At 34.9% G+C, this 13,427-nt stretch carries 8 protein-coding genes; 3 read left to right on the forward strand and 5 right to left on the reverse strand.

Features of this window, described 5'->3' with window-relative positions:
- Positions 1 to 112 precede the first annotated feature (112 nt).
- The 5 genes from MQE36_RS14510 to MQE36_RS14530 all read right to left on the reverse strand — a co-directional run bounded on the left by MQE36_RS14510 (position 113) and on the right by MQE36_RS14530 (position 6,415).
- Positions 113 to 2,233 (reverse strand): amino acid permease, encoded by a 2,121-nt coding sequence (locus tag MQE36_RS14510; RefSeq protein WP_242936698.1) that lies wholly within the window; start codon positions 2,231 to 2,233, stop codon positions 113 to 115.
- Between the two features lie 226 nt (positions 2,234 to 2,459).
- Entirely contained in the window at positions 2,460 to 3,143 is a 684-nt protein-coding gene (locus MQE36_RS14515) for a response regulator (protein WP_242936699.1), read from the reverse strand.
- Position 3,144: 1 nt separating this feature from the next.
- On the reverse strand, positions 3,145 to 5,091 hold the full coding sequence (locus MQE36_RS14520) for a tetratricopeptide repeat-containing sensor histidine kinase (protein WP_242936700.1): 1,947 nt from the start codon (positions 5,089 to 5,091) through the stop codon (positions 3,145 to 3,147).
- A 157-nt stretch (positions 5,092 to 5,248) separates the two neighbouring features.
- A complete protein-coding gene (locus tag MQE36_RS14525) occupies positions 5,249 to 5,488 on the reverse strand; it encodes a hypothetical protein (RefSeq protein ID WP_242936701.1) in 240 nt (79 codons plus the stop codon).
- A gap of 204 nt (positions 5,489 to 5,692) precedes the next feature.
- On the reverse strand, positions 5,693 to 6,415 hold the full coding sequence (locus MQE36_RS14530) for a LytR/AlgR family response regulator transcription factor (protein ID WP_242936702.1): 723 nt from the start codon (positions 6,413 to 6,415) through the stop codon (positions 5,693 to 5,695).
- 857 nt (positions 6,416 to 7,272) lie between these two features.
- On the opposite strand from MQE36_RS14530, the gene MQE36_RS14535 reads away from it, so the two are divergent.
- From MQE36_RS14535 to rseP, 3 genes are all read left to right on the forward strand, one after another.
- A complete protein-coding gene (locus MQE36_RS14535) occupies positions 7,273 to 9,645 on the forward strand; it encodes a DUF2339 domain-containing protein (RefSeq protein ID WP_242936703.1) in 2,373 nt (790 codons plus the stop codon).
- Positions 9,629 to 10,864, forward strand: coding sequence for a DUF3999 family protein (locus tag MQE36_RS14540; protein WP_242936704.1), 1,236 nt, complete (start codon positions 9,629 to 9,631; stop codon positions 10,862 to 10,864). Before MQE36_RS14535 ends, MQE36_RS14540 begins: the two co-directional genes overlap by 17 nt.
- Positions 10,865 to 11,592: 728 nt before the next feature.
- Positions 11,593 to 12,888, forward strand: a complete 1,296-nt coding sequence (gene rseP, locus MQE36_RS14545) for an RIP metalloprotease RseP (RefSeq protein ID WP_242936705.1) — start codon at positions 11,593 to 11,595, stop codon at positions 12,886 to 12,888.
- The last annotated feature ends 539 nt before the right edge of the window (positions 12,889 to 13,427 follow it).

Below are 13,427 nucleotides of genomic sequence, written 5' to 3' on the forward strand. Positions count from 1 at the left end.
TAACCCTACCGGATTAGGAGGGTAAAACAAGAAAACGGAAGGAAGAAAGGGTGTTCTTATATGCTTGTGAAGAAAACCATGAAGGCTATACCCGGCATCCTTCTTTATGTTTTTATCGTTTTTCTATTTCAGTTCCCATATACCCTTTAAACAATTTTGAAATGGAACCGGATGCTCCCAATATGGTAAGTATATCGTCTTCCTGCAAGACCGTAGAACCGTTCGGGGCAAAAGTCTTGTTATTCCTTTCTATCAGGGCTACCAAAACATCTTCCGGCAATTCCACTTCCATTAACTGACGGCCAATCATGGCACTTTGTGATGTTTCCTTTAATAATTTTACGCTCACAAAATTCTCGTTTTGTAACAGATACTCCTTAATTTCCCTGTGGCTATCCATCTCTAACAGGGCTTCTACCACATCTTCTCTTTCCAAAAGATCCACCAACCTGGATAACATGCGTAGTTGTTGCTTTGGTTTTTCATCCGTATTGACCAGGAAACAACAAATGTATATGGGGAGTTTTACTTCCCTGTCTTTAAAAGGTATGTCACCGGAGATCGGTGTTCTGGAAACAATGACCTGCATAGATGGATGTAAAACATCTTCATAGGTCGTATGGAAAATCAAAACTCCGGGCAAGCTTATTACAGCATCATCGTGTAATGAATGCAGGAACTTCTCTTTAATAATCTCTTTGTTCTTCCCCAATTCAACTGCAAAATAATCAGACACTTTATTTAATACCTTATCGAGATCAACCGGGGTTTTGAACATGCTTATTTTAGACTTAATTACCGTTTCATCAAACGGATCTCCCTGGCGGAGTCCTTTTTCCTTCAAGATGGTCATTAATTCATTTTCCAGCTCATCGTACTGGTATTTACCCAAAAGTGCAAACCAGTGAAAAATAGCACCTTCCCGCTTTACTTTGCCCCTGGCATGAAAGTTATACCAAATGAATCCCAATATGACAATTCCTGCGGTAAAAAGAATCGGCATCCAGCCTAAATAAACAATCAATATAAACGAGATTACTATTCCGATGATTTGCATAAACGGATAAAGGGGAGACAAGTAACCGGGGTCGTACGATTCTATTTTGCTTTTTCTGAAAACAATAACGGAAAAATTAATAAAAATAAATATGAGCAACTGGAACGTACTGGCCAGTTTAACAATCCCTTCTTCTGATAATAACAAGATGAATAGAATAATAAATGCTGTTGTAAACAATATGGCTGTCACCGGAGTACCCTTACCCCCTATCTTTGACAACATGGCCGGCAGTAATTTATCACGTCCCATTGCGAAAGGATAGCGCGATGCAGATAAAAGTCCCGCATTCCCTGTTGAAGCAAAAGCGGCGAGTGCAGCTATAGACATTAACAAAACCCCTGCATTATCAGGTAGCCAGTGAAACATTTGTGATGCTGCAACAGCGGCGGGCGCCAGTTCATTTGCAAATGTTTCAGGTTCAATCATAGCGACCATTATAAAAACTCCCAGGCCATAAATAAGTCCCGTTACAAGCAAGGACAATATCATACCCAGGGGAATATTCCTTTCCGGATTCTTAATTTCTTCTGCCACACTGACAATCTGGGTAAGCCCCAAGTATGAAACAAAAACGAAACCAGCCGACGTGAACAGTCCTTCTACTCCCTCTGACAGGAATGGCGTAAAATTAGCATCAAGGGTTCCTTCGTTGATGGAATCGCCGCAACATATTATATAAACCCCGTCTACAATAAACGTAACCAGAATAACCAGCAGGAACGCTACAAATACTTTTTGGAAAGCCGAGGTCTTCTTGGCTCCCACCAAATTTAGCGTCATAAATAAAAGTGTTGATACGACAGCTACTATTTTTGTCGGCACCTCCCAAAATATCGTGGCATATGCACCAATACCTATAATCGCAAAAGCCGTTTTCAGCATCAATGCAAAATAGGTTCCGAGGCCTCCTATGGTTCCCATTAAAGGTCCCAGGCTTCTATCCAGAAAAAAGTAGGCTCCCCCCGACCGGGGTAAAGCCGTAGAAATTTCCGCAATGCTAAACATGGACGGTAATATTAAAACCCCAGCAAGTATGTAAGCCAAAAATACAGAGGCTCCTGTATAGTGTGATGCAATGCCGGGCAGTAAAAAAAAACCGGAGCTGAACATAGCGCCAGTACTAATTGCAAAAACATCGAATAACCCCAGTTCCTTTTTTAATTTATTTTTCATGGCCGAATATTTGAAGCAACCATTACCATGTTGCTGCACTTATTAAGATAATAAAAAGTAAATTATTCAGGCCTAATGAACCGATAAACTATATCTGTTAACCGGTTGTACTGCAATCATATAAAACCTTCCGTCTTATTTTAATTTGGAAATTACCTGGTTCATGACCAACCATACAGGCAGCTTGGCATTTTTTAAAGCAGGTGCTTTTGATTTTTCCTTTAATTCAGATAAACCCTTTTTCCCTGGCAACAGACAAGAGTTCTTTATCAGACGAAGACTCTATATTAAACAAAAGTTTCAAATGCCTTTTTCTCTTTTCAACGCCGGCTATAGATAAATGTAATATCTTCGGAAGCTCTTTCATTAAAGTCCCCAAGGACAACTCATATAACAATTTCCTGTCTGTCTCATCTAACAGATATACTTCTGAAGATTTCTTCCGCAGGAGCTTTAAAACGGTCTTGCTGTAATAAGGAGGGTCAAAAATCACGTCCCGGATAGCATTCAATAACTCCTTCGGCGTAGTATCGTTCTTCACTAAAAAACCATCGGGATTTAAATTTTTAAGAATATTATGGATTCTGTAATTATCATTAAAAGTAGTTGATACGATAATTTTGCTTGCGGGTAATTGCGACTTAATCCGGATTCCCAGGTCTTCTCCCGAAACCATGCTTTTGTCTTCACTTGCGGGCAGGCTGATATCTAAAAAAACAAGGCAATCCTCTATTCCCCTTTCGGAAATCGCCTTCACTTTTTCCATTGCTTCATCACAATCTCCTGCTTCCTCGTAAATAAAAAAGAGTTCTTCATTTATAGTTGTTACCAACTTTGCGGCTTCTTTGTAAGAGCTTCTTATTAACGGATGATCATCTATTAATAATACAACGTATGTCTTTTTTCCCATGTCAGCTATATTTTACCGGTATTAAAATAACTACCTCGGTTCCTTTATTAAGGGTGGATTTTATTTCTGATAATCCGCTTATTCTTTTTACCCTCGATTTAATGGTTTTGTGTCCGATACCTTTCTTGGCCTTATGATTTTCAAAACCTACCCCGTTATCTTTTACACTCATCCTGATGACCTCATTATTTAATCCGAAAGCTACTATTACTTTATCTGCCTTGGAGTGTTTCACTATATTTTGCAATAACTCCTGTAATATCCGATATAAATTAAGTTTGATTTCTTCATCGATCACCTCCCAGTTCAAGCCTTCTTCTATCTGTAATACACTTTTAAATCCACCTATCGAAGACTTATCATCTAATAAACTCCTTAATATTGAATTAAAATCACCAATGACACTTTCTGTATCCGAATTTAACCGGTGGGAAACGTTCCTGATCTCATTTTCTACAGCTTGTAATTCTTCAAGATAATCTTCAAACTCTTTACTCACTTCTTCTTCCCTTTTTAAGTTTAAAAAACCTAATTGCATTCGAATACCATAAAGATCGCTAAGTACACCATCGTGCAGTTCGGCCGATATTCTATTGCGTTCGTTCCGCTTTTCTTCTTCCAGCTTTAACTGTTGCTTAATGGTTAATTGGTAATACTCCTCTTTAGTTCTCTGTTGTTCTGCCTCCAGTAAAAGATTTCTGTTGCGGATTCTTTGTACCCTGATATAGTATATCAGTGAGAGTATTGACAAGACCCCAACCCCGGAAGCAATCAACCATTTTCTATGTTCACTTAAACGCTCATTCTCTTTGATATATTCGTCGGTTTCAAAATCAATCCTTGTAAACTTATTAACCGTATTTCGCTCTACGTTTAACAAGCTATCGTTGTAATTAAGATAGGTTTTAAAATATTTTCCTGATTGCCGGGGATTCAATTCGGATAATAGTTGCAGTGCTTTTAGATAATCGCGGCTATTTTTAACTTCCCTTGCCAGTATTTGTGCCTCTGAGGCATATTTTCTTGCGCTCAAAGTGTCTCCGGCATATGCGTAAAACTCCGTTAAATGTAATTTAGAAAGTACAATCCCGTTTTTATTATTATTATGCTCTCTAATTCCAAGAGCTTTATGCATGTTGTTTTTAACCTCTAAAGTATCATTATTTAATAATTTACAATACGCCCTATTATCCAGAACCCGTGCATAATGGTTACTTTCTTCTTTTTCCAGATTCACATTTCCCAATACACGATTAAAACAAGATAAAGCTTTCTGATAGTTCCCTTGATCCCTATACACCAAACCCATATTATTTAGACTGAACTGGATAAGTCTATTATGCTCCTTTTTATCCAACATTTCTAAATAATTCAGGGCTATGCCATGGTAATGGAGCGCTTTTTCATAGGCATGAATATCTCTTTGAAGAATAGCCAAGTGATTATAACAGGAATATAAATTCTTGTAATTTTTCACCCCTTTATATTTTGTAATGGCCTTAAACATTAAAACTTCTGCACCTGTATAATCCCTGAACCTCCCCTTTGCGAACGCCATCCCATAGAGCATATTGGCCGCTAAATCATCCCTTTTAAGTTTTTCAAAATACTTGTAGGCTATATTAAAATGAAAATAAGCCGAATCAAAAACTTCTATTTGTTTAAATATAGTTCCATCACTCCAATGGGTATCAGCCAACAGAAACGTATCTCTGTTCTTAAGTGCCCACAAACGTGCTTTATGATTAAGTTCCTTATAGGCAACAGTGTCCTTTAATTTCCAGTACTGGTATGCTATTTCACTTAATTTTCTGGCTGCGACTGAGTCCTCCTTATTTTCGACATATATTCTGGCTTTATCCAGGAACGCTTTACGTTCCGGTAAATCATATTCCTTTTTTTTTGCGCTTTTTATCCAGACATCTACGCTATCTGCCGGGACATTCACCTGGTTTTGTTCCTCTTTAAAATCATCACAGCCGAATAGTAAAGAAGAAAGGATGTAAAATATTCTATAAAAGTATTTGATCGCTTCAAGGTTTTAGGATATAAACAAAAATAAAAAAAGCTTTTAATGTACACATTAAAAGCTTTTTTTATTGAAATTATTCTTTATTATCTGGATCAGTGCCATCTCCATCACCATCCCCGGTGTCATCGGTAGTTCCGTCATCAGGATCATCAGACGGAATGGTTGTATCGTCTGAAGTTTCATCTGAACCGTAAAAATCCGGCTGTATAACCTCTTTATACATTGCATCCTGCTCTTTTAATTTATCATTGGTACATGAAAAGAACAAAACCATAACCAGTAAGGGAAAAACAATTTTTTTAAAACGTTTCATTTGTGCTAATACTTTAAAAATTAAACAATAAACAGATTCCCCACACACGTTATGCGGGCTTATTGTGCACAATGAAAAGCGTGTTAACGCCTGAAGCTTCAAGACGAAATTACTACGTTAATAAAGGTTTTGATCTCTATTTTTTACTATTATAGTGAAACACCGGCCGTTAGTAGGCAAATGGTGTTTTCTGAGGGTGAAATACTAATTCAGGGTTAATATGGAGTTGTCGGAATATGTACTATTGATAGTATCGACATTATGAACAAAGGTCCTGGTAAAAGGTACTTTATATGCTCCTTTTCTAATTAGGCATATTTTTTTACCATAATGTATCCTCGATACAAAATCACTATTAATAATATAGCTCTTATGTACTCTTTTAAAATTCTCAGGCAAACGATCTTCAAAAACCTTTAGGGTATTATACGAATGAATTACTGAGTTGTCTTCGAGGTATATATCGGTGGTATTATTGTCTGCTTTCAAAAAAAGAATATCGGCCGTATTCAGGTAATTAAAGTCCTTGTTGGACCTAAGACAAATAACTCCGGATTGCAGGCTGGAAAAGCGTTTATTGTATTTGGCCAGACATCTTCTGACAGTCAGAATCTTTATCGGTTTTAAGAGCAGATCCGTAAAATTATTCTTGATTGCAAAATATCCTTTATCCTTAGTATCGGTAAGACCTATTAAAGCGGGAAGCTTTTCCAAACAATCAGACAAGTCAAGAAGAAACTCTTTTAACTGATCGTCTGAACTGTCCACATCCATAAAGACTACATCAGGGCTGTGTTGTAACATGGCATCTAAACCGTCTTCATAATTATCGAAACAGCCGTACGATTCAAAGCCTTCTTCACTACAAACACTTTGAATTACTGCTGACACCTTTTTATCTTTTTCAATAATTACATAGCTTTTCAAAACAATATCAGTAATCTTTACAGATTTGCAAGCTATTGTTTTATTCCATTAAAAGCCGCCCAAATGTCCTTACAAAAAGTAGGGAGCATCCTTAAAAGAAACTTTTTTTATCACACCTCATATCACTGATTGCAAATAAGTTAAAACCAATTATCTTTATCAAAACAGTATTCAAGGACGGATTATTGAAGTCCCTCCCGGATTTTTCACCATAAGTAAGGATTACCCGTAAAAACTGTATGGATTTAATTTAACAAAAGGCTTACAGTATCATTATTTTTGTATAGCCACTAAAAAGTTCAGGGCTTAGGGGGTAATTTGTTCTGTACTTTAATCAACTGATTCGTTAGAGGGGAAAATCCCCTCTAAGAATTGGTTTTTAACTTTTATCAAAATCAGGATTTACCAGGTTTTCTTTGATCTCCTTTATTTTCAAGTGTTTTTTGCTCGGATTCCCTTAATCAGAACTATTCATTAGTACATTTTATTTTGTGATATAGTTTATAGTTCTAAGCTAAAATTGATATGGTTTAAAAGGAATATAATACGTTGTATCATTACTTTTAAAGAGGAATTTGCATCTTGTATGTTTACCACTCCACTTTTACTGTGTTTTTCAATATACTTCAGGTACATTTTAAAGTTGTATGTCGCTATAGATCTTAAACTATAATATTAAGAAGACTTATGCAACGATGCCCAAACAAGTGCGTTCAAACAAAAGATGGCAAGGAAATTACACAACTATATGAAGTAGGAATTTTATTTAAATAAAATTCTTTTAGATTTGTAGGTAAAATTTTTAAAGATAAATATTATATCGTGTTTACGCAATTGTTGCCACACATCAAAAAAATATGACCGACAATCAAGACAAAATAAATCAGCTTTTTGACAAACTGGAGATTCTTTTAAAAAGACAGGATGTATTTTCAAAAGAAATCAATAATTTGAGAATTGAGCTTCAAAAGCTTCAAACTACAGAGACAGCGCTGAACACAGAAAAAGAAGTTACAGGAAAGAACGAACCTGAGATGGTTACAGACTTTGAAATAGAAAGAAAAAGAGAAACTGTAGACTATCGCCCCCACCAACCACAGCCACGGGAACCCCAGAAACGAACAGCCCCTTCAATAAGCAAGCCCCCAAAAGGAAAATCTGACATTGAAAAATTTATTGGGGAAAATCTAATTAACAAAATTGGAATTGCCATTACCATTATTGGTGTTGCTATCGGTGCAAAATATTCTATCGAACACGATTTAATCAGTCCGCTTACAAGAATAATCCTAGGGTATTTAACAGGATTAGGACTTTTAGCATTCGGTATGCGATTGAGGAAAAAATATGAAAGTTATAGTGCTGTCCTGGTTAGTGGTGCAATGGCAATATTATATTTCATTACGTATTCCGCCTATAGCTTTTATGGCCTGATTCCCCAAGGTATTGGTTTTATATTGATGGTTGCCTTTACAGCTTTTACTGTTGTGGCTGCTTTAAATTATAACAGGCAGGTAATTGCTCATATCGGGTTGGTTGGTGCTTATGCTGTTCCGTTCTTACTGAGTGAAGGATCAGGGAAAGTAGCTATCTTATTTACCTACATGGCAATTATTAATATCGGGATTCTTGTTATTGCCTTCAAGAAATACTGGAAGCCACTCTATTATTCTTCATTCGCATTCACATGGTTGATATGTTTCTCCTGGTATGTGTTTACATATAAAACGGATGAACATTTTGGATTAGCGCTAACGTTTATATCTATATTCTTTTCCATATTCTATTTAACATTTCTAGCATATAAATTACTTCAAAAGGAAAAATTTGAGATTATTGATCTTATCTTGTTGCTCGCCAACTCATTTATTTTTTATGGAATTGGTTATGCCATTCTTGACAGTCATAAGACCGGAGAGCAATTATTAGGTTTGTTTACTCTTTGTAATGCTCTTATTCATTTTATTGTCAGTGCAATTATTTACCGTAAAAAACTTGCAGACCGAAATATATCTTACCTGGTTTCAGGCTTAGTGTTGGTTTTTATCACTATTGCCATTCCTGTTCAGCTTGACAGTAACTGGGTTACATTGCTATGGGCAGGTGAAGCAGCTTTGTTGTTCTGGATTGGTAGGACCAAAAATGTATCAATCTATGAAAAGTTATCCTACCCGTTAATGATTTTGGCGTTTTTCAGCATCGTTCAAGACTGGATGATCATCTATAACAGTTATAATCCTGAAAGACCCGAAACAAAAGTCACCCCGATTTTCAACATCAATTTCTTAACCTCCATGTTATTTACTGCAGCTTTCGGTTTCATCAACATACTGAATCGTAATAAGAAATATTTACCTGCGTTGGCAGCTCGAAAGGGAACTTTAAAAATCATTTCCTTTTTAATTCCGACAATTCTGCTCTTTACCATATACTTCGGTTTTCGACTGGAAATTGCGAATTACTGGAATCAGCTTTACATGGATTCTGAACTTACAATTAACACTGAAGATATGCAGTACCCAAATTACTATCGAAATTATGATTTGATCAAGTTCAAAGTCATTTGGATCATCAATTATTCTCTTCTCTTCCTTTCTTTACTTGCTTTCGTAAATTTCAGAAAATTGAAAAATTTACAATTAGGGTGGATTAATCTTGGCCTGATTGTTTTAACTCTTAGTGTCTTTTTAACTCAAGGACTATATGTATTGAGCGAATTACGGGAAAGCTATTTAGAGCAGACTTTATCGGACTATTATCAAAGTGGGGTTTTTAACCTTGGAGTAAGATATGTCTCATTTGCGTTTGTTGCTCTGGCACTGGTTGCCTGTCACAACTATCTTCGGCAAAAATTTATGCGAGGTAATTTGAAAAGAACCTTTGACATTTTGCTGCATACCTCGGTTTTATGGATTAGCAGCAGCGAGTTAATCAATTGGATGGATATCGCTGAATCCGTATCATCGTACAAACTCGGATTGAGCATACTTTGGGGTATATATTCATTATTTCTAATTGCTTTTGGCATCTGGAAAAAGAAAAAACATTTGAGAATTACCGCCATCGTATTGTTTGGGCTAACGCTTATCAAGCTATTTTTCTACGATATTTCTCATCTTGACACCATTGCAAAAACCATTGTATTTGTGTCATTAGGTGTACTCCTCCTGATCATTTCATTTTTGTACAACAAATACAAACACATTATTTCGGATGAAACACCTCATTAGTATATCATTTGGCCTGATTTTCATTGCGGCAAGTTCATTTTCTTATGGACAAATGTCAGCGTATAATTATAAGCGAGAATTAAAAGGCATTACAGAACAATGGCACAAGGTTGTTTTGCCTGAAGAGCTTTTTGGCAAGACTTCTCAGCACCTAAAAGATATCCGGATTTTTGGGTTGACTGAAAGTAATGACACCATTGAAGTCCCCTATATACTGAGCATTGCTACTGAAAAAACATCGAGCAAGGATGTGACGTTTAAAATGTTTAATACTTCTCATAACGAGAAGGGGTATTACTTCACATTTGAAATCCCTACAAAAGAGTCTATCAATCAAATTAAGTTGGATTTTAAGCAAAAAAACTTTGACTGGCAGATAACTCTGGAAGGCAGCCAAGATCAGAACGAGTGGTTTACTGTGGTTGATAATTACCGGATTCTGTCAATTAAAAATAATCAGACTAAGTTTCAATTCACAAAATTGACCTTTCCACTCTCTAAATATCGTTTTTACCGTATACATATAGACAGCAAGGAGAAACCTGAATTAAGGGCTGCAAGTATTACCCAAAATGATATTACGGATGGGACATTCGTGAAATACAGCGTCAAGAAATTTAATATAAAAGAGAATAGGCAGACCAAGCAGACTGAAATTGATGTTAAACTGGAATTACCTGTTCGGATAAGCCATATTAAAATAGATGTTCCAAGTACTTTTGACTATTACCGTCCTGTGACAATTAAATATTTAACCGACAGCCTTAAAACGGAACAAGGTTGGAAATATAATTTCGGCACGCTGACTACCGGAATAATAAACTCCATGGAAAAAAACGAGTTTCAGTTTAAAAGCACCACTATCCATAAACTAAAAATCTATATTGACAATCATGACAATCAACCTTTAACAATAGATAAAATTAAAGTAAAAGGATATAAACATGAACTAATTGCTCGTTTTACAAAACGGGCATCTTATTTCCTGACCTACGGAAATACAAAAGCCTCCAGAGCGAGTTACGATATTGAACATTTCACGGATCGTATTCCTGAAACAATGACTGTACTGAATCCAGAAGCCGAAATAATAATAGAAAAAGAAGAAACATCAGTGACTGATCCTCTTTTTAAAAATAAAACATGGTTGTGGATCATCATGACAATGATCGTATTATTGCTAGGGTGGTTTTCCTTAAAAATGATCAGAAAGGGCTAACGCCATATATCAAAATCGGTAGTTATTCATACAGCTAAAAGAAATAGCTTCCTTAAAAATAACAGCGTTTAGAAAATCTTCTTTCTTCATCAGTGTATAAAATTTAAACTTTACACAGTTAATGAGATACTACTGTAAGACTCCCCTAAATAAAAGCACTTTCAAATATAGTATTTTACATTTAGTGTTGGTCGATTATAAGAGAAGTAAAATGCGATTTTGCTTTTTAAACCGCTTGACAAACCAAGCTGTTTATCGTGATTACTATCGTGATCTCCACAGCATCCAGTCCTGTAAATGGAAAGCTGCACAAGCTACGCTTATGCCTTTTGTGTTTTTAACGGCTTGACAAAGCAGACTTTGTATGCCCTGTAAAAACACAAAAGCCTGCACTTCCGTACAGGCTTTCCGCTTAATCGTGGAGTCGGGGAGAATATCAAAAACTAGACTTTTATAGGTATAATTAGGGCTCCCAAATCAACAGTTTTTAACTGACACCTATCCCCTCACCTTTTAACAAACTTTAACATTATATGACTTTGAGGATCTAATTTTTAAATAGGTATAATTCTGAACCAAAAAGAAAGTGTAAAATTTTGTTTTCTACTAGAGTAATAAGCCTACAACTTCAACTTATAATAAATCGAAAGATTTAAAATCCCATGATTTATTCAAATCAAACTATTTTTCCTTAAGTTTGCAATCTTTATTATAAAAATGGATTTATTATGATAATGATTTTACAATTAATACTAGGCTTGGGACTATTAGTGTTTCTTCATGAATTGGGTCATTTCCTTTTTGCTCGATTATTCGGAATGAGAGTAGAAAAATTTGTGATTTTTATGGATCTTTTTGATGTTAAACTTTTCAAGTTTAAAAAAGGAGAAACAGAGTATTCAATGGGATGGTTACCCATTGGAGGCTATGTCAAAATTTCGGGAATGGTAGACGAATCGATGGATACCGAACATATGAGTCAGGAACCTAAACCATGGGAGTTTAGATATTTTCCTGCATGGAAGAGAATTATTGTATTATTAGGTGGTATAATTGTAAATTTAATAACGGGTTTAGTAATATATTGGGGTATCCTGTATTTTGGAGAAAAAAATTACCTTCCGAACAATAACGTTACTGAAGGAATTTATGCATATGAACCAGGGGAATCGTTAGGATTCCAGAATGGAGATATTATCTCTAAGGTCAATGATAAAAAAGTAAAAAGATTTAAGGATGCATATCCAAATAACCTCTTTAATAGCAACAAAATAGAGGTGATAAGAGATGGTTCTACTCAAACTATAATAACACCACCTGTATTTGAAAACATGCGTTCAAAGAACTCCCTCTTATTTTCAAATGCAAATCATAAATTCACCATAGATTCAATTGTTGAGAACTCTCCTGCATATAATGTAGGCCTTAAGAAGGGGGATGTAATCACGACTATAAATAACCACGAAGTTTCTGTTTTTGGAGATATTCGAAATATACTATTGTTTAAGTCCAATAATAAAGATAGTCTAAAAATAAGTATTGACAGGAATGGTGAAAAATTGAATTTGTCCACCTTATTTGACTATAGTTCCGTTTTAGGAATTGTTTCATATTCTCATTATACAACAAAAAAATATGGGATTTTAGAGGCATTATATTATGGTTATAAGACCAGTATAGACATGTTAGACAAAAACTTAGCTGGGTTTAAAGCTATTTTTGCTAATAAAATTGAAGTAACAAAGTCTGTAACAGGTCCAATTGGTATAGCTAAAATATATGGAGATGAATTTAGTGCTATGAAATTCTGGCAAATAACCGCTCTTATTTCCCTAGTATTGGCAATTACAAATCTATTACCAATACCAGCCTTAGATGGTGGCCAAATTCTTATTATAATGATAGAATCTATTATAGGAAAGGAATTGCCAGATAGAATAAAAACTTCAATCCAAATAACGGGTTTGGTAATTATTTTTGGCCTTTTAATTTTCACTACCATTAATGATATTATTAATTTCTAGAATAACTATGTGTAAATCAAACAAACAAACTTCATGGTACAACAATAAATCGTTATTACTTCTATGTCTTATATTTTTGCCACCCGTTGGATTATATGGGGTATTTAAACGCTCAAGCTCAATTTTACAAGCAATATTAAGCATTTGTTATATTGTATTATTTTATGTTTTGATATATTATGTATTCAACCCAATTGTTCCTTTCTATTAATTTATATCTAGATATAAATTAATAGAAATAAATGGGTATATAATAAAAAGTCCAAGAAAAATTAGACCCTTTAAATTCAATTAAAGTTATTCTTTCAAGGTAGTTGACAAAAGTAACGGACTTGAAAATGGTTTCTTTTATTTTAGAAATTCATTCATAAAATTTTCGTAATTAAATTGATTTTTTAAAATACAATAAGCAAGTATAAATTCGAATAAATATAGTGATATAACAATATCGCGAAATATTGATCCTATTCCCTATATTAATTTATACCATCCAAAATTAATCCTGTTTATTATATAAAACCTATTATTGTAATGGGATA

This window comes from Zhouia spongiae, from assembly GCF_022760175.1.
GTDB lineage: Bacteria > Bacteroidota > Bacteroidia > Flavobacteriales > Flavobacteriaceae > Zhouia > Zhouia spongiae.